14 protein-coding genes and 1 other RNA gene are annotated in these 21,139 nt (G+C 71.4%); 3 read left to right on the forward strand and 12 right to left on the reverse strand.

Annotated features, from left to right (window positions below):
* Position 1: 1 nt before the first annotated feature.
* Positions 2 to 1,288, reverse strand: a complete 1,287-nt coding sequence (locus tag HD594_RS14855) for an aspartate kinase (RefSeq protein WP_184751680.1) — start codon at positions 1,286 to 1,288, stop codon at positions 2 to 4.
* 193 nt (positions 1,289 to 1,481) lie between these two features.
* On the opposite strand from HD594_RS14855, the gene HD594_RS14860 reads away from it, so the two are divergent.
* Positions 1,482 to 2,915: a threonine/serine exporter family protein gene (locus HD594_RS14860; protein WP_184751681.1), complete on the forward strand. Its 1,434-nt coding sequence runs from the start codon at positions 1,482 to 1,484 to the stop codon at positions 2,913 to 2,915.
* 58 nt (positions 2,916 to 2,973) lie between these two features.
* Here the strand turns inward: HD594_RS14860 and recR are convergent, their stop codons facing one another.
* The 11 genes from recR to HD594_RS14915 all read right to left on the reverse strand — a co-directional run bounded on the left by recR (position 2,974) and on the right by HD594_RS14915 (position 17,296).
* Entirely contained in the window at positions 2,974 to 3,567 is a 594-nt protein-coding gene (gene recR / locus HD594_RS14865; protein WP_184751682.1) for a recombination mediator RecR, read from the reverse strand.
* A 2-nt stretch (positions 3,568 to 3,569) separates the two neighbouring features.
* Complete coding sequence (locus HD594_RS14870) at positions 3,570 to 5,804, reverse strand: DNA polymerase III subunit gamma and tau (protein ID WP_184751683.1); 2,235 nt, start codon at positions 5,802 to 5,804, stop codon at positions 3,570 to 3,572.
* Positions 5,805 to 5,844: 40 nt separating this feature from the next.
* A complete protein-coding gene (locus HD594_RS14875) occupies positions 5,845 to 8,361 on the reverse strand; it encodes a glycoside hydrolase family 65 protein (protein ID WP_184751684.1) in 2,517 nt (838 codons plus the stop codon).
* Positions 8,358 to 9,134, reverse strand: a complete 777-nt coding sequence (locus HD594_RS14880) for an HAD family hydrolase (RefSeq protein ID WP_184751685.1) — start codon at positions 9,132 to 9,134, stop codon at positions 8,358 to 8,360. Before HD594_RS14880 ends, HD594_RS14875 begins: the two co-directional genes overlap by 4 nt.
* A gap of 162 nt (positions 9,135 to 9,296) precedes the next feature.
* Complete coding sequence (locus HD594_RS14885; RefSeq protein WP_184751686.1) at positions 9,297 to 10,529, reverse strand: acetate/propionate family kinase; 1,233 nt, start codon at positions 10,527 to 10,529, stop codon at positions 9,297 to 9,299.
* Positions 10,526 to 12,661 carry a phosphate acetyltransferase gene (gene pta / locus HD594_RS14890; RefSeq protein ID WP_184751687.1) on the reverse strand — a complete coding sequence of 712 codons (2,136 nt, stop codon included), beginning with the start codon at positions 12,659 to 12,661 and terminating at the stop codon, positions 10,526 to 10,528. Before pta ends, HD594_RS14885 begins: the two co-directional genes overlap by 4 nt.
* Positions 12,662 to 12,762: 101 nt before the next feature.
* An RNA gene (gene ffs, locus HD594_RS14895) (signal recognition particle sRNA small type) lies at positions 12,763 to 12,859 on the reverse strand.
* Positions 12,860 to 12,903: 44 nt separating this feature from the next.
* Positions 12,904 to 14,523, reverse strand: a complete 1,620-nt coding sequence (locus HD594_RS14900; RefSeq protein ID WP_184751688.1) for a DUF5671 domain-containing protein — start codon at positions 14,521 to 14,523, stop codon at positions 12,904 to 12,906.
* Positions 14,520 to 14,975, reverse strand: coding sequence for an LpqB family beta-propeller domain-containing protein (locus HD594_RS14905; protein ID WP_184751689.1), 456 nt, complete (start codon positions 14,973 to 14,975; stop codon positions 14,520 to 14,522). Before HD594_RS14905 ends, HD594_RS14900 begins: the two co-directional genes overlap by 4 nt.
* A gap of 120 nt (positions 14,976 to 15,095) precedes the next feature.
* Complete coding sequence (locus HD594_RS14910; RefSeq protein WP_184751690.1) at positions 15,096 to 15,806, reverse strand: IclR family transcriptional regulator; 711 nt, start codon at positions 15,804 to 15,806, stop codon at positions 15,096 to 15,098.
* The gene (locus HD594_RS14915; RefSeq protein ID WP_184751691.1) at positions 15,803 to 17,296 is read right to left on the reverse strand and encodes an APC family permease; all 1,494 of its coding nucleotides are present in this window, start codon (positions 17,294 to 17,296) and stop codon (positions 15,803 to 15,805) included. The genes HD594_RS14910 and HD594_RS14915 overlap by 4 nt, the downstream gene beginning before the upstream one ends.
* A 227-nt stretch (positions 17,297 to 17,523) precedes the next feature.
* Between HD594_RS14915 and HD594_RS14920 the strand changes: the two genes are divergently transcribed.
* Positions 17,524 to 18,999, forward strand: coding sequence for an APC family permease (locus HD594_RS14920; RefSeq protein WP_184751692.1), 1,476 nt, complete (start codon positions 17,524 to 17,526; stop codon positions 18,997 to 18,999).
* Between the two features lie 89 nt (positions 19,000 to 19,088).
* Complete coding sequence (locus tag HD594_RS14925) at positions 19,089 to 21,134, forward strand: primary-amine oxidase (protein ID WP_184751693.1); 2,046 nt, start codon at positions 19,089 to 19,091, stop codon at positions 21,132 to 21,134.
* The last annotated feature ends 5 nt before the right edge of the window (positions 21,135 to 21,139 follow it).

Raw genomic sequence — 21,139 nt, forward strand, 5'->3', positions numbered from 1 at the left:
TCTAGCGGCCGGTGCCGGCGTAGACGGTCGCGTCCACGTCGCCGTCCAGGTCGTACGCGGTGTGCACGACGCGCGCGGCCTCGGCCAGGTCGTCGCCGCGCACGACGACCGAGATGCGGATCTCGGAGGTCGAGATCATCTCGATGTTGATGCCGGCGACGCTGAGCGCCTCGAAGAGGGTCGCCGAGACGCCCGAGTGCGTGCGCATGCCGGCGCCGACGACCGACAGCTTGCCGATCTGGTCGTCGTGGACGAGGCTCTCGAAGCCCACCTCGGCCTGGTCGCCGGCGAGCGCCTTGAGCGCGGTGGCGGCGTCGGTCTTGGGCAGCGTGAACGAGATGTCGGTGCGCCCGGTCGCGGCGGCCGAGACGTTCTGGACGATCATGTCGACGTTGGCGCCGGACTTCGCGACGATCTTGAAGATCTCCGCGGCCTTGCCGGGGACGTCCGGGACGCCGATGATCGTGATCTTGGCCTGGCTGAGGTCGGTCGCGACGCCCGCGACGATCGGCTCTTCCATGTCGTCTCCCTCTTCGCCCTCGGGAAGGGTCATGCCGGCGCCGAGCACCCACGTGCCGACGCCGGAGCTGAATGTGGAACGCGCGTGGATGAGCACGCCGTGACGGCGCGCGTACTCCACGGCGCGGATGTAGAGGACCTTCGCGCCGTTGGCGGCGAGCTCGAGCATCTCCTCGCTCGAGATGCGGTCGAGCTTGCGCGCCTTGGGGACGACGCGGGGGTCGGCGGTGAAGATGCCGTCGACGTCGCTGTAGATCTCGCAGACGTCGGCGGTGAGCGCCGCGGCGAGCGCGACGGCGGTCGTGTCCGACCCGCCGCGACCGAGCGTCGTGATGTCACGCGTGTCGCGGTTGAAGCCCTGGAAGCCGGCGACGATGACGATCGCGCCGTCGTCGAGCGCTTCGCGCAGACGCACCGGGGTGACGTCGACGATGCGGGCCGAGCCGTGGTCGGCGGTCGTGATCATGCCGGCCTGGCTGCCGGTGAACGAGCGAGCCTCGAAGCCCATCGAGTGGATGGCCATCGCCAGCAGCGCCATCGCGATCCGCTCGCCGCTGGACAGCAGCATGTCGAGCTCGCGGGGCGCCGGGATGGGTGCGACCTGCGCGGCGAGGTCGAGCAGTTCGTCCGTCGTGTCGCCCATGGCGCTCACGGCCACGACGACGTCGTGGCCGGCGCGGCGCGTGTCGACGATGCGCTTGGCGACGCGCTTGATGCTCTCGGCATCGGCGACCGACGAGCCGCCGTACTTCTGGACGATGAGCGCCACGATGAAAACTCCTGAGGTGCCGGACGGCACGGGTGCTGATGAGGCCGGGACGCGGAAGCCGCGCCCACCGGACCATCTTACGGACCCGCCCGATGCGGCCCCGTCCATGTGACGGTCGGAGCGCGGTTCCCGTCGCTACCATCGAGGTGACGCGCGGCGCGCGCGGCGCGGCGGGCGGAAAGCGAGCAGACGGATGCAGCCACAGCGTCGGGGGTTCCGGGAGTGGCTGCGTGGGCTCTTCCAGACCGACATCGTCGTCTCGGACGCCACCGAGGCACTCCCCGTCATCGACGACGCCCTCGCTGTGCGTGTCCTGGACCTCGCGGTTCGCATCGGAGAGACCATGCTCGTGACAGGCGCACCGGCGAGCGAGGTCACGCTGGTCATCGTGCGCGTGGGCCGGGCGTACGGTCTCGACCCCGTCCACGTCGACGTCACGTACAACTCGATCACCGCGGCGTACCACCGCAGCGGCGCTCCTCGGCCGATCACCCTCATGCGGGTGGTGCGCGCGGCGGTGCCCGATCACGAGAAGCTGCAGCGGCTCCAGGCCCTCGTCGCCGCTGTGCGCAAGGGCGAGGGGCTGGATGCCGCCGTCGAGCGGTACCGGCAGATCCGGCGAACACCCTTCCGCTACCGCCCCATCGCCGTGATCGGCGCCCAGGCGCTGCTGGCGGTCGGGGTCGCGGTGATGTTCGGGCTGAACTGGCTCGTGCTCGCGCTGGCGTTCGTGGCGGCGGCCCTGGCTGCACTGACCCAGTTCGCGCTCGCGCGGCTGCGGGTGCCCTTCTTCTTCAGCCAGATCGCGGGCGCGTTCGTGCTGACCCTCGTCGCCGCCGTGGCGCCGGTGCTCGCGCTGACCGGATGGGAGGCGGCGGAGTCCATCCGTCCCTCGGTGATCGTCGCGTCGGGCGTCGTGCTGATGCTCGCGGGCCTGACGGTGGTGGGCGCGGCGCAGGACGCCATCGACGGCTTCGCGCTGACGGCGATGGGCCGCATCCTCGAGCTGGTGACCCAGACGCTGGGCGTCGTGCTCGGCATCCTCGCGGGGCTCGAGACCGCCCGTGTCCTCGGGCTCGGCGTCGACCCGCCGAGCGAGACGCTGCCGTTCGGTCCGGTGCCGCTGCAGTTCCTCGGCGCGGCGCTCATCGCCGCCGCGGTCGCGATCATCAACGGAGCGGGTTCGCGCATCATCCTGGTGAGCGCCGTGCTCAGCCTGATCGCGTGGCTCGGGTTCCTCGCCGCGTCGGCGATCGGCTTCGAGACCGCCGCCGCCAGCGGCGTGGGCGCGTTCGCCGGCAGCTTCGTCGGCATCGTCCTCGCCTACCGGCTGCACGTGCCGTCGGTCGCCATCACGATCGCCGCGATCCTGCCGATGGTGCCCGGCGTGGCCGTCTTCCGCGGCCTGCTGAGCCTCGTGGAGGCGACGGACTCCCCCACGCTGCTGCTCACCGGCTTCGGAACCCTTGCCACCGCGACGACGATCGGCGTCAGCCTCGCCGTGGGGGCGTCGCTGGGCATCTACCTGGGGCAGCCGGTGCGGACCTCGCTCGGCAGCGTCGAGCGGTCCCGCGCGCGGGTGGGCCGCTGGCGCGGCGCCGGACGCGCCGTCGTGCGCCGCAGCTGAGCCGAACACCCGGACTGAGTCCCGCGCCCGGCCGACCGGCGCGGGCCGACGTCGCGGCTCAGACCGACCGGCGTCCTTCGAACGCCCGGCCGAGGGTCACCTCGTCGGCGTACTCCAGGTCGCCGCCCACGGGGAGCCCCGAGGCGAGCCGCGTGACGGTGATCTGCATCGTCTGCAGCAGGCGGCTGAGGTACGTCGCCGTCGCCTCTCCCTCGAGGTTGGGATTGGTGGCGAGGATGACCTCCTGCACGGTGCCGTCGGCGAGACGCTGCATGAGCTGGGTGATGCGCAGGTCGTCGGGGCCGATGCCGGCGATGGGGCTGATGGCGCCGCCGAGCACGTGATACAGGCCGCGGAACTCGCGGGTGCGCTCGATCGCCGCCACGTCTTTGGCATCCTCGACGACGCAGATGAGCGTGAGGTTGCGGCGGGGGTCCCGGCAGATCGAGCAGCGCTCCTGCTCGCTGACGTTGCCGCAGACGTCGCAGAAGCGCACCTTGTCGCGGACGTCCGTGAGCAGCTCCGCCAGACGCGACACGTCGAAGTTGGGCGTCTGCAGGATGTGGAACGCGATGCGCTGCGCCGACTTCGGCCCGATTCCGGGAAGGCGGCCGAATTCGTCGATGAGGTCTTGGACGATGCCGTCGTACATCGTCAGCTGAACCTGGTCGGGGGGTCGTACGGCTCTTCACGCACGAAGGTCGCGCCGAGCACCTGCCGCACGACCGCCTCTCCGTAGCGCTCCACCCCGTCACTCCGGCCGGCGGGCGCCAGCGGCGGCGCGACCACCGGCGGAACCGGCGCCTCGGCGGCCGGGGTCTCGATCTCGGGCTCGTCATCGTCCTCGGCCGAGGCGGGCGGCGCCGCCTCGGCGGGTCGCAGCACGGCGCCGTCCGCGGGGGCCATCGTCGCGACGCGCGCGGATGCCGACGACTCGGCGTCCTCGGGCTCTTCGTCGACGGCGAGCTGGGCGACGGAACCGCCGGAGGCCGCGGACGCGGCCGCGTCCGGAATCGGCGCGACGGCCCAGTCGGTCACGGGCGCTGCCTGCGACGGTGACGCGGATGCCCGTGGCGGGCTCGCCGGGCCGGCGTGCGCCGGGCGAGCCGACGCGTTCCCTGCCGGCGCGGGCTCCGTCGGAGCCGGGCGCTCGGGCGCGGAGGCCACCGCCCCACCGGCGGGAGCCGACCGGCCGCCGTTCGGAGGTGTCACCGGCGCCGCCGCCGCGGGTGCGCCGCCGGCCGGCGGCGTCAGGTCGTCCTCGTGCTTGGCGAGGTACTTCACGCGGATGCCGAGGATGCCCTGGATCGCGGTGCGCAGGTCTTCGCTGGGGCCGGCGCCGGCGGTGCGCTGCTTGAACTTCGCGACGTCGCCGCGGCTCGCGAACGCGAGGGTCAGCACGTCGTCGTCGAAGCCGGCGACGCGCGCCGAGGCGACGATGAGCCAGGACGCACGGCTGGTGCCCTCGAGGCGCGACATGACGCGCGGCCACGCTTCTTCGACGACCGCGAGCGTGACCGGGCCGGTCGGCACCGGCGGAGCCTCGGCCTCGGGGGGTTCGGGCGGCGCGGCCTCGCGCGGCGCCGACGTGGGCGCGGCGGACGTCGGCGCAGCGGACCCGGACGCGGCCGACGCCGTCGTGGCGGGCTCGCGCACCGGCCGTTCGGGCGCCCGGGTCTCGGACGGCGGGGACGACTGCGCCGACGCGGGCGCTACCGGTGCGGCGGCCGGCGATGCCGCGGTCGCCGCGGGCGCAGGCGCCGAGGCGGGCGATGCCGACCCCTGGGCGAGCACGCGCGCGACCATCAGCTCGAGCTGGAGGCGCGGCGAGGTCGCCCCGGTCATCTCGTCGAGCGCCGCGATGACGATGTCGGCCGTGTGCGAGAGGCGGGCGGCGCCGAACGACGCCGCGTGCCGCGCCATGACCGCGAGGTCCTCGGCCGAAGCCCCACGCAGCACCGAGGCCGCTTCGGGTCCGGCGGCGGCGACGATGATGAGGTCGCGCAGGCGCTCGAGCAGGTCGTCGACGAAGCGGCGCGGGTCCTGCCCGGTCTGCACGACGCGGTCGACCGCGGCGAAGGCCGCCGCGGCGTCCGACGCGGCGAACGCCTCGACGACCTCGTCGAGCAGCTCGGCGTGGGTGTAGCCCAGCAGAGCGACGGCGCGCTCGTACGTCACGACGACCCCGGAGTCGGTGGACTCGGACCCGGCGATGAGCTGGTCGAGCAGCGACAGCGTGTCACGTGGTGACCCGCCGCCGGCGCGCACGACCAGCGGCAGGACGCCCGGCTCGATGGTGACGTGCTCGGACGCGCACAGCTCTTCGACGTACGCGAGCATCGCCGCGGGCGGCACCAGGCGGAACGGGTAGTGGTGCGTACGCGAGCGGATCGTGCCGATGACCTTCTCGGGCTCGGTGGTCGCGAAGATGAACTTGACGTGGTCGGGCGGCTCTTCGACGAGCTTGAGCAGGGCGTTGAAGCCCTGCGGTGTGACCATGTGCGCCTCGTCGAGGATGAAGATCTTGTACCGGTCGCGGGCCGGCGCGAACACGGCGCGCTCGCGCAGGTCGCGCGCATCGTCGACGCCGTTGTGGCTGGCCGCGTCGATCTCGACGACGTCGAGGGACCCGCCCCCGCCGCGGCCCAGCTCGACGCAGCTCTCGCACACGCCGCACGGGGTGTCGGTGGGGCCTTCGGCGCAGTTCAGGCAGCGCGCGAGGATGCGCGCCGACGTGGTCTTGCCGCACCCGCGCGGGCCGGAGAACAGGTACGCGTGGCCGACGCGGTCGCCGCGCAGCGCGGTCATGAGCGGCTCGGTGACCTGCGACTGCCCGATCATCTCGCCGAACGTCTCCGGACGGTAGCGGCGGTACAGAGCGGTGGTCACCCGTCCAGCCTACGGCGTGCCTGCGACATTCAGCCGGGGGTCACGCATCCGCGCCGTGCTCGATGTCGGCCGTCTCGCCGATCACGGGGATCGTCGTGGTCACGGCCGGGACGGATGCCGACAGCAGCGACCCGTCCTCACGGCGCACGTTGGCGAACTGGCCGAGCGACGGACGGCCGGGCTTGACCGGACCCTGGCCGTCGAGCGGCACGACGAGGGTCTCTCCCCCGCCGATGACGTAGCCCTTGCCTCGCACGTTGAAGGCGACCGGGTCGCCCTCGCCCGCCACGAACGTCATCTTGGTCCGCTCGACGGTGATGTCCAGCCGCGTTCCCTGCCACTGCAGCACGTACCGCAGTGACGGCCACGACGCGGGCAGCCGCGGGTCGAAGGTCAGATCGCCGAAGTGGTCGCGCATGCCGCCGAAGCCGCACACCAGCGCCGTCCACACGCCGCCGGCCGAGGCGACGTGCACGCCGTCCGCGGCGTTGTGGTGGAGGTCTGCGAGGTCGACGAACAGGGCCTCCTCGAAGTACTTGTGCGCGAGGTCCTGATATCCGACCTCGGCGGCGAGGATCGCCTGCACGACGGCCGACAGGGTCGAGTCTCCCGTGGTCAGCGGGTCGTAGTACTCGAAGTCCGCGAGCTTGTCGTCATCCGAGAAGTGGTTGCCCTGCAGGAACAGCGCCAGCACGACGTCGGCCTGCTTGAGCACCTGGTAGCGGTAGATCACCAGCGGGTGGAAATGCAGCAGCAGCGGCCGCTGCTCGCGCGGCGTGTTCTCGAGATCCCAGATCTCGCGCTCGAGGAAGACGGCGTCCTGCGGGTGGATGCCGAGGTTCTCGCTGTACGGGATGTGCATCGCCTCGGCGGCGCTCTCCCAGCGGTCGGCCTCGTCGGGGCCGAGGCCCAGACGCGCGACCATCTCGCGGTAGACCTCGCCGTTGACCTCTTCCATCTCGCGCACGACGCGGGCCGCGACGCGCAGGTTGAAGCGCGCCATGACGTTGGTGAAGAGGTTGTCGTTGACGACGGTGGTGTACTCGTCGGGGCCCGTGACGCCGTGGATGTGGAACGACGTCTCGACGCCGTCGGCGGTGCGCCAGAACCCGAGGCTGGTCCACAGCCGGGCCGTCTCGACGACGACGTCCACGCCCTCGCGGTACATGAAGTCGGTGTCGCCGGTGGCGCGCACGTACTTGGCGACGGCGAAGCTGACATCGGCGTTGATGTGGTACTGCGCGGTGCCTGCGGCGTAGTACGCCGACGCCTCCTCGCCGTTGATCGTGCGCCAGGGGAAGAGCGCACCGGCCTCGTTCAGCTGGAACGCGCGCCGGCGGGCGGCGGGGAGCATGAGGTACCGCATCCGCAGGGCGTTGCGCGCCCACTGCGGCGTCGTGTACGCCAGGAACGGCAGCACGTAGATCTCGGTGTCCCAGAAGTAGTGGCCGCTGTAGCCCGAGCCGGTGACGCCCTTGGCGGGCACACCGAATCCGTCGGCGCGCGCCGCTGCCTGCGCGAGCTGGAAAAGACACCAGCGGATGGCCTGCTGCAGCTCGGGTCGTCCGCCGATCTCGACGTCCGAACGCTCCCAGAACGCGTCGAGCCACTGGCGCTGCCGCTCGTAGTGGGAGTCGATGCCCTGGCTCATGGCGCGGTCGATCGTGCGTCGGCAGCGGTCGACGAGCTCGCGCGCCGGCACGCCGCGCGACGTGTGGTAGCTGACGAGCTTGGTGATGCGGATCGGCACGCCGGCGGTGCCGTCGACGCGGAAGACGTTCTTGGCGATGTCCTGCTCGATCAGCGTGCGCGCGTTGTAGGCGTTCTCGGTCTCGATGACGTGGTCGGCGACCACCGCGAGGGTCATGCCCGAGTCGGCGACGCGGTACGCCATCGCCGAGCGCAGCTTGTCCTGCCAGTACTCCTGGGGCTGGAGCACGCGCTCGCTCGAGATCTTCTCGGCCTTGCGCGGGTCGAAGCCGGCCTTCTTGGGCGCCGTGGGCGTTCCGCCGTACACGTCCTCGCCGTCCTGGCGGTTCAGCAGCTGGCAGCTCACGGTGACGGGGGCGTCGGCGTTGAGCACCGTCACGGTCAGGCGCATGATCGCGAGGTGCTTCTCCTCGAAGGACACCAGGCGGTCGTACTCGATCTGCACCTCCTTGCCCGAGGGCGTGCGCCAGCGCAGCGATCGCCGCAGCACGCCGTCGCGGAAGTCGAGCTCGCGCTGGTATTCGGGCAGGTCCGCGATGTCGAACGACAGCGGCTCGTCGTCGACGTACACGCGCATCGTCTTGGCGTCCGGCGCATTGACGATGGTCTGACCGATCTCGGCGAAGCCGTAGGCGCGCTCGGCGTGGCGGATCGGGAAGGTCTCGTGCAGGCCGTTGACGAACGTGCCGTGCTCGTGCGCGTAGCGGCCCTCGGGCTGGTTGCCGCGCAGGCCCAGGTAGCCGTTGCCCGTCGCGAACAGTGTCTCGGTGACTCCGGCATCCTCGACCGAGAACTGGGTCTCGACGAGCTTCCAGGGGTCTGCGGGGAAGCGGTCGCGGTCGATCACGCCGGCTCCTCGCCCTCGGTCGCGGCCGAAGCATCGAATCGCACGCCGGTGCCGACGGCGGGCACGAGCTCGGCCAGGTCGTCGACGACGAGGTGCGCGCCGGCGTCTGCGAGCACATGCGCGCCGACGCCGCGGTCGACGCCGATGACGAGCTCGAAGCCGCCCGCGGCGGCCGATGCGACGCCGCTGAGGGCGTCCTCGACCGCGGCCGAGCGGCCGGGGTCGACCCCCAGCATCCGCGCCGCCTCGACGAAGACGTCGGGGGCGGGCTTGCTGGCGAGGTTGTCGCGCTCGGCGATGACGCCGTCCATCACGAGGCCGAAGCGATCCTGGATGCCGGCGGAGGCGAGGACCTCGAGCGCGTTCTTCGAGCTCGACACGACCGCGACCGGCGTGTTCGCGGCGGCGAGCTTGTCGAGCAGGTCGAGGGAGCCCGGGTACGGCGCGATGCCCTCATCGCGCAGCACGCGCTCGAACACGGCGTTCTTGCGGTTGCCGATGCCGCACACGGTGTCCTCGGTCGGCGGGTCGGACGGGTCGCCCCACGGCACCTCGACGTCGCGCGAGCGCAGCAGGCTCGCCACGCCGTCGTAGCGCTTCTTGCCGTCGAGGTAGTCGAAGTAGTCGCGCTCCGTGTACGCGGGGCTGATGTCCCACTGCTCGAAGAGCTCCTGGAACATCGCCTGCCACGCGTGCATGTGCACCTCGGCGGTCGGGGTGAGCACGCCGTCGAGATCGAACAGGACAGCGTCATACGTGGACAGGTCGGGCATCGAATCAGCAGACACGAAACCTCCGGCGTCGGCGGAAGGCGGGTACGAAAGACGGCTCCTCATCGTGCCGTGGTGCCAGCGTAGTGCCGCGACGGGACCGCCGGTACCGTATCGCGCCCGCCGCGAGCGGCCCGCCGGTCGCGATGGCCGCGCGGCTCCCCGTCACGCGGTCGCGACGGCGAGGGTCTGACGCGCGATCTCGAGCTCCTCGTTCGTCGGCACGACGAGCACCGTGACGGGCGAGTCGTCGGCCGAGATGACGCGGATGCCGCGGCCGCGCGGGGCGTTGCGCTCGGGGTCGAGCACCACTCCGGCGAAGCCGAGGGTGTCGAGCGCGGCCGCGCGGACGACGTCGGAGTTCTCGCCGACGCCGGCGGTGAACGAGATGACGTCGACCCCGCCCAGCTGCGCGAGATACGCGCCGAGGTAGGTCCGGATGCGGTGGATGTAGACGTCGAAGGCGAGGATCGCGGCACTGTCGCCCTTCTCGCGGCGCTCCTCGATGTCGCGCATGTCGGAGACCCCGGCCAGTCCCAGCAGGCCGCTGTGCTTGTTGAGGAGGTTGTCGAGGTCGTCGATCGACAGTCGCGCCCGCCGCGCGAGCTGGATGAGCACGGCGGGGTCGAGATCGCCCGAGCGCGTCCCCATCACGAGACCCTCCAGCGGCGTGAGCCCCATCGACGTGTCGATCGATCGGCCGCCGTCGATCGCGGTCATCGACGCGCCGTTGCCCAGGTGCAGCACGATCTGGCGCAGGTCCTCGTTCGGGCGCCCCACGAAGGCGGCCGCGGCTTCGCTCACGAACTTGTGCGACGTGCCGTGGAAGCCGTACTTGCGGATGCGGTGGGCCTTGGCGAGCTCCGCGTCGATCGCGTAGGTGTAGGCCGACGGCGGGAGCGTCTGGTGGAACGCGGTGTCGAAGACGGCCACGTGCGCCTGCTCGGGGAACGCGGCGCGCGCGGCGCGGATGCCCTGCACCGCGCCGGGGTTGTGCAGCGGCGCGAGGCGGCTGAGGTCCTCGATGTTGATCTCGACCTGCGGCGTCACGAGTGTCGGCTCGAAGAAGCGGGCGCCGCCGTGCACGACGCGGTGTCCGACGGCCGCCGGCGGGTGCTCGTCGAGGCTGGGGCCGTTCTCGGCGAACGCGTCGAGCATGACGCGGAAGCCGGCCGCGTGGTCGCGGATCGGCAGCTCCTGCGTGTACTCGGCATCCGACACCGCCGGCGCGTCCGCGGCCGGGGCGAGCGCCGCCGCGTGGACCTTGTGCTTCGCGCGTCCGCGGTGCTCGCCGATGCGCTCGACCAGCCCCGAGGCGAGCACGGCCTCGGCCTCCATGTCGATCAGCTGGTACTTGAACGAGGACGAGCCGCTGTTGACGACGAGGACGGGGGTCATGCCTGGGTCTCTCCCTGTGCCTGGATCGCGGTGATGGCGATCGTGTTGACGATGTCTTCGACGAGCGCCCCGCGCGACAGGTCGTTGATGGGCTTGTTGAGGCCCTGCAGCACGGGCCCGATCGCGACGGCGCCGGCGGAGCGCTGCACGGCCTTGTACGTGTTGTTGCCCGTGTTCAGGTCGGGGAAGATGAACACCGTCGCGCGGCCGGCGACGTCCGAGCCCGGCATCTTCGCGGCGGCGACGGCGGCATCGGTGGCCGCGTCGTACTGGATCGGGCCCTCGACCAGCAGCTGCGGGGCGCGCTCGCGCACGAACCCGGTCGCCGCGCGCACCTTCTCGACGTCGGCGCCCGACCCGGACTCCCCCGTCGAGTACGACAGCATCGCCACGCGCGGCTCGATGCCGAACTGCTGAGCGGTCGCCGCCGACGAGATGGCGATGTCGGCGAGCTGCTCGCTGGTGGGGTCGGGGATGACCGCGCAGTCGCCGTAGACGAGCACGCGGTCGGCGAGCGCCATGAGGAACACGCTCGAGACGACCGAGACGCCGGGCTTGGTCTTGATGATCTCGAACGCCGGCCGGATCGTGTGCGCGGTCGTGTGGGCGGCGCCCGAGACCATGCCGTCCGCGAGCCCGAGGTGGACCATGAGCGTGCCGAAGTAGGACACGTCGGTGACGGTGTCGGATGCCTTCTCGAAGGTGACGCCCTTGTGCGCGCGCAGCCGCGCGTACTCGTCGGCGAACTTGTGGACGTGGGGCGCGTCGAACGGCGAGAGGACCTCGGCCTGCTGGATGTCGATGCCGAGCTCGAGGGCGCGTGCGCGCACCTCGATGGGCTCGCCGAGGATCGTGAGGTCCGCGATGCCGCGCTTGAGCACGGTCGCCGCGGCGCGCAGGACGCGGTCGTCGCCTCCCTCGGGGAGGACGATGCGGCGGCGGTCCGACCGCGCGCGCTCGATGAGCTGGTACTGGAACATCAGGGGCGTCACGACCGTCGCGCGCGCGACGCCCAGGGCGCTGAGGAGCTCGGTCGTGTCGACGTTGTTCTCGAACAGGCTGAGGGCCGTGTCGTAGCGGCGCTGCGAGTCGGCGGCGAGGCGCCCGCGCGTGTTCATGATGCGGACGGCCGTCTCGTACGTGTCGAATCCGGTCGTGATGATCGGGATGCCGCCGCTCAGACCCTCGAGCAGGCGCGTGACGGGCTCGGGGATGTCGAATCCGCCGTTGAGGACGATGCCCGAGATCGATGGGAAGGTGCCCGAGGAGTGGGCCATGAGGACGGCCAGCAGCACTTCGGACCGGTCGCTGGGGATGACGACGACCGCACCGTCGACCAGGCGCGGCAGGACGTTGACGCCCCTCATGCCGGCGATGACGACCTTGAGCGCCTCGCGCGTGAGCAGCTCGGGGTCGCCCGCGATCAGCTCGCCCTCGACCGAGCGCGACACGTCGCGCATCGACGGCGAGACCAGGAACCGATCCTCGGGGATGGCCCACACCGGGACCTCGCCTGACGCCCCGCGGGCGGCGTGCACGGACGTGCTGATGGCGGCGATGATGGCGCCCAGGGCGTCGCCGTCGGCGCGGTTCGCGACGACGCCGACCAGTTCGGCGCGGCCGTGGGCGAGCTCGGCGAGGGCGAGGTCGGCGATCTGCCCCATCTCCTCGGGCGTGCGGGGCTTGGTGGCTCCCAGCTGCTCGGGCTGCCCCTGTGCGGCACGTCCGCCGATGACCAGCAGCACGGGGGCGCCGAGGTTCGCGGCGATGCGGGCGTTGTAGGCGAGCTCGGCGGGAGATCCGACGTCGGTGTAGTCGCTGCCGAGGATGACCATCGCGTCGCACTGCGCCTCGACGGCTTTGTAGCGTTCGACGATCGTGGCGAGCGCGGCCTCGGGGTCGCGGCGGACGTCGTCGTAGCTGACGCCGATGCAGTCGTCGTAGACGAGGTCGACGCCGTCGTGGGCGAGGAGCATCTCGAGGACGTAGTCGCGTTCGATCGTGGACCTGGCGATCGCGCGGAACACTCCGACCCGGGGCGTCGCGTGACCGAGCGTCGCGAGGACGCCCAGCGCTACGGAGGACTTGCCCGAGTGACCTTCGGCTGACGTGATGAAGATGCTCTGAGCCACGGGCCCCAGCCTAGACGCGGGCTCGTGCGCTGTGGGAGGGACCTTCGACCCGGTCGCCGGTGCCCGGGCGGCTGTCCGCCGGAGATGCAGGTCCCCGGAAAAATTAAGACTCTCCGCGAACCCGGCAGAGCCTGGTTACCCTTGCTACGTTTCCGTCCTGGGGGAGTTGGCCTGGATGCCGCCTCGCGGAGAGCTGTCCCCAGTCTAACCCGGCTGCGCGTGTGGGCCGAACCGTCCCGCGCTCAGTCCGTCAGCGGGATGACGCGTGCGCCCTCCGCACCCGCGGCCAGCACCAGCACGGTCGGCGCGCTGATCCCCCGCAGCTCGTCGACCACGGCCGGCATCGCCTCGGGATCCGCCGCGGGCACCGTCTCGGCCGCCCGCAGCGTCGAGACCCGCACGCCCAGCTGGTCGCGGAAGTACGCCGAGAGCGCATCGGCCTCCGAGGCGGTGGAGACCAGCACGATGCGGCCGATCGTCGGCTTCGCCTCGGGCTCGATGGTGCGTGCGAGGGCTCGATCGCGCCGCCACACCGCGAAGTGATACGCGAACACGACGACGGTCGCGGCGAGCAGCCCGAACGGCGCCCGCACCCGCTCCACGAAGCCGGAGAAGCCGGACGGATCGAGCACGTACTCGAACACGCGGTACCCGATGAGCAGCAGCGTCACGATCGCGACGACCGCGCTCGCCCCGAAGACGGCGATGAGGTAGACGCGCCGCCCGGTGTCGGCGGCGTCCTCGGCCGCCACGGACCGTTCGGGGCGCCAGGCGATCCACCACACCGGGAAGCCGACCACGAGGGCGCTGAGGCCCCCGAGGAGGAGCGTGCGCGGGTCGTCGTCGACCAGTGTCGCCGTGAACGTCGCCAGGAGCGCGTTGACCACCACGCCGAACCCGCTCGCGGCGCCGATGAGCGCGATCGCGGAGGTCACCAGGCGCGAGGCGCGCAGGACGGAGCTGCCGCGACGGGCCAGCACGGGGTAGTGATAGGCCCACAGCACCCCGCCGATGAGCACGGCGCCGAGCGCCGTGTCGAGGGGGCTGAGCACCTCTGCGATCGGGTCGGTGTCGAACAGCAGCCGGAGGATCACGAACAGCACGGTGCCCGCACCGAACAGCGCCGTGAGGGTCAGGGCGCCGGTGACGACGACCTGGACCACGTCGGCGAACGCACCGGCCGCGTCCCGTCCGCGCTGGCGGAACCAGTGCCACCACCACACCAGCGCGCCGATCGCCGCCGTAACCGCCGCCTGCAGGACGGTGAGCCACCAGTTGGTCCCGCCGGCCAGCACGGGCTCGGCGAACGACAGCGCCTCGGCGATGAGCTCGGCCAGCGCATCCACGGCGCCGATGGCGAGCATCGCCAGCCCGAAGACGCCGCCGAGCAGCACCGGGAGCGTCGGGAGACGCGTGGGCGAGATCCGGGAGCTCGCGCGCATCAGCCCGTGCAGCACCCATACGGCCGCCCAGACGATCGCGACCGAGGCCGCCTCGGGCTCCCACTCCCCGGCGATGCCGTCGGAGACCACGGAGGCGAGCGCCGTGGAGAAGACGATGAGGGATGCCGTCGTCGCCGCGGCGACGTAGAGCGCCCACGTCAGCGAGGCGCGCTCGGCCGGATCGGCGAGCCGGCGCTGCTGCCACCACCACAGGACTCCCGCGAGGGGCCCGCCGATGAAGGTGAACGCGAGCGAGGCCGCGAGGCCTGCGTCGTCGGCGACGAGTTCGCGTCCGGCGCCGAGCACGCGCTCGAGCAGGCCGCTGACGCCGATCGCGGTGATCACGACCAGAGCCAGCAGGATCACGTAGACGAGGATGCGGCGGACGACCGTGCCGGCGCCGGGCGTCGACGCGCTCATCCGTACACCTCCTCGCAGACGGCGAGCTCCCACGGGGCTTCGACGACGAGCCATTCGCCCTCGACCTCCTGCAGCAGGAACTGGTCCTCGTACTCGTATGTGCTCGAGCCGAACGGGCCGCCTCCGTAGCTGGCGGCGATGCCGACCTCGACCGTGGCGAGGTCGCCGCGCACGGTGGTGTCGAGCAGCGTGACGCGCACGTCGACGACCTCGATCCGTCGATTCACGCAGCTGTCGGCTCTCTCGGGCACCAGGTAGCCCACGGCGGCGTCGTAGTCGCCGTCGACGACGGCCTGCGAATATCGCTGCACGACGCCCTCGGGGGTGTCGGCGTCGTACTGCGTGGGCGAGCTTCGCGCGAACACGGCGATGAGGGCGATGACGACGACCAGCGCGATGCCGGAGATCAGGGCGATCATCACCGCGCGCGACCGTCCACTCTGCTCGGTCATGGCTCCATCATCCGCCCAGGGAGCCGGGCTCCCCAGGGACCTACGTCCCCCGGCGCGTCGCGCGCGTGCCGCCCCATGCCTCCGGAAGCATGCGGCAGGTCGCGCGTGCCCGCGACCTGCTCACACCACCAGCGGGCCGAGGCGCTCGGCGACGGGCCGCAGCACCTCGAGTACCGCGTCGGGCTCCTCGATGCGGTGCCGGGGCCCGGCGAAGCAGACGGCCCCGGCGAGGTGACCCGCGCCGTCGCGGATGGGGACGGCGAGGCATCCGAAGCCGGGCGTCACCTCGCCGATCTGGCGCGCGACCCCCCAGCGCGAGATGTCGGATGCGGTGTCGACGACGACGTCGGCGTCGGCATCCGCTCCTCCCGTCTCCGCCGCCAGCAGGCGGCCCAGGGCGTAGCGTGCGGGCTCGCGCGCGAGCCGGGATTCGTCCGAGAGCGGGAAGTCCGGATCGGCGTCGGCGACGACGATGCGTCCGTCGACGTACAGCGCGACGTGCACGCCACCGCGAAGGGCGTCCCGCGCGTCGGTGACCACGGCGCGCGCCGCGGCGGTCAGGCGCACCGGCGGAGCCGCGACCGCCGCGAGCTGGGCGACCTTCGCACCGAGGGCGAACCCCGCCAGATCGGGCGTGCGCACGAGGTACTCGTCCTGCACGAGCAGATTGAGCAGGCGGTACGTCGTCGCGCGGGGCAGCCCCAGCTCGCGCGAGATCTCCTGGGCGCTCGCCCCCGCGCCGAGACGCGCGACCGCTTCCAGCACGGTGAGGGCGCTGTGCACCGCCTTCGGCTGACGCGCGGACAGCGTCGGCGCGGGTTCGGGGCTCATCGCGGCGGGTCCGGTCTGGCGACCCCGCCCAGCACATCGGCGGCCACCGGCTCGTCGTACGAGCCGATGGTGCGCAGCGTCTCACGACCCCGGCGCACCCGCACGAGCACCCCGGTCGCGGCGATCGCCGCGAGCCCCGCGACGACCCAGATCGCGACGCTGCCCGATGCCGCATCCCACACGAAGAACGTCACGAGCGTCGCCGTGAGCACCGCGGCCGACACCAGCGACACCGCCGTCGACCAGAACGTCAACTCGCCGATGCGCCGCAGGAAGAACGGCGCCGCGACGCTCACCAGGATGTACGCGACGATGTATCCGGCTCCCCCGATGGCGATCGTGAGGTGCATGGCGTCGCGGATGCCGACGCCGGCGAGGATCAGCACGAGCGGCACGACCGTGATCACCGGAAGCGACAGGACGATGGCGCCGATCGGCGTGCCGTGGCGGCGGTGGGTGGCGCCGGCCACGCGCGGCAGCACGCCGTCGCGGCCCATCGCGAACAGCACGCGTGTGAGCGCGGTGGTCGAGCCGATGGCGCACGCGATGAACGAGGCCGCGATGCCGATGTCGGCGATGACGCCCCACGGCCCGAGCCCGAAGGCCGCGGTGAGTTCGTTGATGGGCGACGCGCTGCCGGCGAGGTCGCCCCCGAGGGCCTCGAAGCCCGCGACCTGCGTCACCGCCGCGAGCACGTACAGACCGCCCGAGAGGATCACCGTCCACAGGATCGCGCGGGGCACCGTGCGCAGCGGCGAGCGCGCCTCGACGCCGAGCGTCGCGGCGGACTCGAACCCGACGAACGCTGTGAGCGCGATGACGGATCCGGCCGCGATGGCGCCCCACGACCACTCACCCACGCCGACGACGGAGCCGATGTCGACAGGCCCGATGAGCGTGAGCAGCACGACCAGCAGCACGACGATGAGCGCGACCGAGACGCACTCCACGATCAGCGCGATGCGCGACGACAGCCGGATGCCGAGCACGAGGACGATCGCGACGAACGCCGCCTCGGCGACGAGGGCGACGGCGACGGTCACAGGACCGTCCAGCGCCGGCCATACCGAGCCGAGCAGGAACGTGATGTAGTACGCGCCGCCGAGCAGCGCGAACATCGCGATGACGCCGTAGCCGACGAGGATCGCCGAGCCCGCCGCCAGTCCCGTCGCAGGGCCCAGGCCTCGCGCCGTGTAGGTGTAGATCGACCCGGCGGCGGCCATGCGCCGTGCGAACAGGGACACGGTGCGGGCGACGCCGACGCTCAGGACGCCCGCGATGAGGATCGACACGACGGTCGCGGGCACCGAGATCCCCGCGACCAGGAGCACGACCGTGAGGGCGGCCGCGGCCGGGGCGACGGCCGAGACCGACTGCGCCATGACGTCCCAGAATCCGACGCTGCGGCGATCGAGGCCGTGCATCGGCGACCGGTCGCCGAACGAGTGGACGGGGTCGGGGTGCGCGATCGCGCGTTCGAGTGCGGTCATGAGGAGCTCCGGGTATGGCCCTCCGAACGGTACGCCAGCGGCGTTGCCCGCCCGCTTCCCTCGTGTTTCGAGTTCGTGACGCCCGAATGAGACACCTCGTCGGAGGTGTCTCAGTCGGGGTGCCGAAGGGTTTCACGCCCGCAAAACGGTGCGGCAACAGCGGCGCGACAGAGTCGGATCATCCACTTCACCCGTTCCCGCACCACTGTCCCGGGAGGACCGAACCCATGACCCAGCTCGAATCGAAGGGGACCGCGGCGCCCGCCAAGCGCACGCTGCAGGGCTCCCTCGGCGTCACCGCGATCGTCTTCATGGTCGTCGCCGCCGCATCCCCGCTCACCGTCGTCGGCGGCGCCGCGCCGCTGGGCATCCTGCTCGGCAACGGCGTCGGCTTCCCGTCGCTGTACGCCATCAGCGGCGTCGTGCTGCTGCTGTTCTCGGTCGGCGTCGCCGCGATCTCGCGTCACGTCGCCAAGCCCGGCGCCTTCTTCACGTATGTCGGCTACGGCATGGGCCGTCCGATGGGTCTCGCGAGCGCGTGGCTGGCGATGCTGACGTACACGACCATCCAGATCTCGGTGTTCGGCTACATCGGCTTCGTGCTCGGCTTCACCGTCGAGTCGCTCGGCGGTCCCGCGCTGCCGTGGTACCTGTACTCGCTCGCGATGATCGCGCTCGTCGGCATCCTCGGCTACCGCCACATCGAGCTGTCGAGCAAGGTGCTCAGCGTCCTGCTCGTGCTCGAGGTCGGCATTGTGCTCGTCATGGTCGCCGCCGTCGTCTTCACCGGCGGCGAGCAGGGTCTGTCGGCGGAGCCGTTCTATCCGTCGAACATCGTCAGCGGCTCGCCCGGCATCGGCCTCATGTTCGCCATCGCCGCCTTCATCGGCTTCGAGGCCACGGCGATCTTCCGCGACGAGGCCAAGGACCCCGGCAAGACGATCCCCCGCGCCACCTACGCGGCGGTCATCGGCATCGGCATCTTCTACACGCTCGCCTCGTGGGGCCTCGTGATGGCCTGGGGTCCCGACAACGTCGTGGACGTCGCCGCCGAGGACCCGGGCTCGATGATCATCACGACGATGGCGCGCTACCTCGGCGTCGTCGGCGAGGTCGGCGTGAACATCCTCCTGATCACCGCGATGTTCGCGTGCGTGCTGTCGTTCCACAACGTCATCACGCGCTACCAGCACTCGATGGCCGGCGCCGGGGTCCTCCCCGACCGGGTCGGCGACGTCCACGCGAAGCACCTCTCGCCGCACGTGTCCTCGCTCGTCCAGACCGCGACCGCGGTCGTGCTGACGGTGCTGTTCGCGGTGCTGGGCCTGGACCCCGTGCTTCAGGTGTTCACGTGGTTCGCCGGCGTCGCGACGCTCGCGATCGCGATCCTGATGGCCCTCACCTCGCTCGCGATCATCGTGTACTTCGCCCGCACGAAGAAGGACAAGCGCGTGTGGAACACCGTCATCGCGCCGGCCCTCGGCTTCGTCGGCCTCGTCCTGTCGGCAGTCCTGATCGCGGCGAACTTCCCGATGCTCGTCGGGGACGTGGATGCCGACGGCAACCAGGTCTTCGGGCTGGTGAGCGGCTTCCTGCTGTTCCTCATCGTCGCCTTCCCGGTCTTCGGCTACCTGCAGGCGCTGTGGATCAAGGCCAAGCACCCCGAGGCCTACACCAAGCTCACCGACGCCATCGCCGCCTGACCCATCCCCAGCTCCGGGGGCGGCGCCGCCACCTCATCCCGGCTCCGCCCCCGGCATCCGCCCTCTCGACCCGCTCTCCAGGAGACATCATGAGCATCACCGACACCCAGACCACCGCGGCGTTCGTCACGCCGCCCGCCCCTGCCCACCCGCTGGCGAGCCTGAGCGCCGCCGAGATCGAAGCCGTCCGCGCCGTCGTCCTGGGCCTTCCCACCACGACCGACAAGACGCGCTTCGCCTACGTCGGGCTCGAGGAGCCCGCCAAGGGCGAGGTGCTCGCGTGGGAGGCCGGCGACGGACCGCTCCCCGAACGCCGCGCCCGCGTGCAGCTGCTCGAGATGACCACCGCCCACTCCCTCGACCTCATCGTGTCGCTCGCGACCGGCGAGGTCCTCCGCGAGACCGAGCTCGACGGCACCGCCGGGCAGCTCCCGATCATCGACGCCGAGTTCGAAGAGGTCGGGGTCATCGCGAACGAGAGCGAGGCGTGGGTCGCCGCCCTCGCGAACCGCGGCCTCACCCCCGACGACGTCGTGCTCGTGCCGCTCTCGGCCGGGCACTACGGCTACGAGGACGAGGTCGGGCGCCGCATCCTGCGCACGTTCGCGTTCCGGATGGACCACCCGGCCGATCACCCGTGGGCGCACCCGGTCGACGGCCTCACCGCCTACATCGACGTCGCCCGCCGCGAAGTGCTCAAGATCGTCGACACCCCGGGGTTCGAGATCCCCGAGACCAGCGGCAACTTCGACGACCCCGAGCTGCAGGGTCCGCCGCTCGAGGGCCTCAAGCCCATCGAGATCACCCAGCCCGAGGGCTCCAGCTTCACCGTCGAGGACGAGATGGTCACGTGGGGCAACTGGAAGCTGCGCATCGGCTTCGACACCCGCGAGGGCCTCGTGCTGCGCCAGCTCGAGTTCGACGGCCGCCCCGTGATGTACCGCGGGTCGATCAGCGAGATGGTCGTCCCCTACGGCGACCCCGCGCCGAACCGCTTCTGGCAGAACTACTTCGACACCGGCGAGTACCTGTTCGGCCGCTACACCAACGAACTCGAGCTCGGCTGCGACTGCGTGGGCGACATCACCTACGTCGACGCGGTGCTCTCGGACGAGCTGGGGTCGCCCCGCACGATCCGCAACGGCATCTGCATGCACGAGGAGGACTTCGGGTCGCTGTGGAAGCACACCGACCTGTTCACCGGCTCCAGCGAGGTGCGTCGCCAGCGGCGCCTGGTGATCTCGTTCTTCACCACCGTCGGCAACTACGACTACGGGTTCTTCTGGTACCTGTACCTCGACGGCACGATCGAGTGCGAGGCCAAGCTCACCGGCATCCTCTTCTCGAGCGCGTACCCGGGTGAGGATGCCGACGGCAACCCGTATCCGTTCGCCTCGCAGGTCGCCCCGGGCCTGGGTGCGCCGTACCACCAGCACCTGTTCTCGGCGCGCCTGGACATGACCGTCGACGGCACCGCCAACGTCGTCAACGAGATCGACGCCGTGCGCGTGCCGATCTCGGAGATCAACCCGGCCGGCAACGCCTTCAGCAAGAAGGTCACGCCCATCACGAGCGAGAAGGAGTCCGGCCGCGTCGCGAACGGCGCCCTGAACCGCGTGTGGCAGGTCGCCTCGACCGAGAAGACCACGTCGATGGGTCAGCCGACGTCGTACGTGCTTTTCCCGACCGAGACCCCCGTGCTGCTGGCCGACGACGACTCCGTCATCGCCTCCCGCGCCGCGTTCGCGACGAAGAACCTGTTCGTCACGAAGTACGACCCGGCGGAGCGCTACGCGGCGGGCGACTTCGTCAACCAGCATCCGGGCGGCGCCGGCATCCCGGAGTTCATCGCGGGCGACGAGCCCCTCGTGGGCGAGGACGTCGTGCTGTGGCACACCTTCGGCCTGACGCACTTCCCTCGCAACGAGGACTGGCCGGTCATGCCGATGGACTACGCGAAGTTCACGCTGAAGCCGTACAACTTCTTCGAGCGGAACCCCACGCTGAACGTGCCGGCTCCCGTCATGGACCACTGCTCGATGGGCACGGGGGCCGCGCACACCGCGCACCGTGAGCACGGTCACGACGCGCACGCGGGTCACGACCACGGTCACCACGGTCACCACCACCACTGAGGATC

The sequence above is a fragment of the Microbacterium thalassium genome, from assembly GCF_014208045.1.
In the GTDB taxonomy this organism is placed as follows: Bacteria; Actinomycetota; Actinomycetes; order Actinomycetales; family Microbacteriaceae; genus Microbacterium; species Microbacterium thalassium.

Bases quoted from the DNA above. Each gene is read 5' to 3' on its own strand.
- HD594_RS14860 (WP_184751681.1), top strand. From the start codon at position 1,482: ATGCAGCCACAGCGTCGGGGGTTCCGGGAGTGGCTGCGTGGGCTCTTC.
- recR (WP_184751682.1), bottom strand. From the start codon at position 3,567: ATGTACGACGGCATCGTCCAAGACCTCATCGACGAATTCGGCCGCCTT.
- HD594_RS14880 (WP_184751685.1), bottom strand. From the start codon at position 9,134: ATGCCCGACCTGTCCACGTATGACGCTGTCCTGTTCGATCTCGACGGC.
- HD594_RS14885 (WP_184751686.1), bottom strand. From the start codon at position 10,529: ATGACCCCCGTCCTCGTCGTCAACAGCGGCTCGTCCTCGTTCAAGTAC.
- HD594_RS14900 (WP_184751688.1), bottom strand. From the start codon at position 14,523: ATGAGCGCGTCGACGCCCGGCGCCGGCACGGTCGTCCGCCGCATCCTC.
- HD594_RS14905 (WP_184751689.1), bottom strand. From the start codon at position 14,975: ATGACCGAGCAGAGTGGACGGTCGCGCGCGGTGATGATCGCCCTGATC.
- HD594_RS14910 (WP_184751690.1), bottom strand. From the start codon at position 15,806: ATGAGCCCCGAACCCGCGCCGACGCTGTCCGCGCGTCAGCCGAAGGCG.
- HD594_RS14915 (WP_184751691.1), bottom strand. From the start codon at position 17,296: ATGACCGCACTCGAACGCGCGATCGCGCACCCCGACCCCGTCCACTCG.
- HD594_RS14920 (WP_184751692.1), top strand. From the start codon at position 17,524: ATGACCCAGCTCGAATCGAAGGGGACCGCGGCGCCCGCCAAGCGCACG.
- HD594_RS14925 (WP_184751693.1), top strand. From the start codon at position 19,089: ATGAGCATCACCGACACCCAGACCACCGCGGCGTTCGTCACGCCGCCC.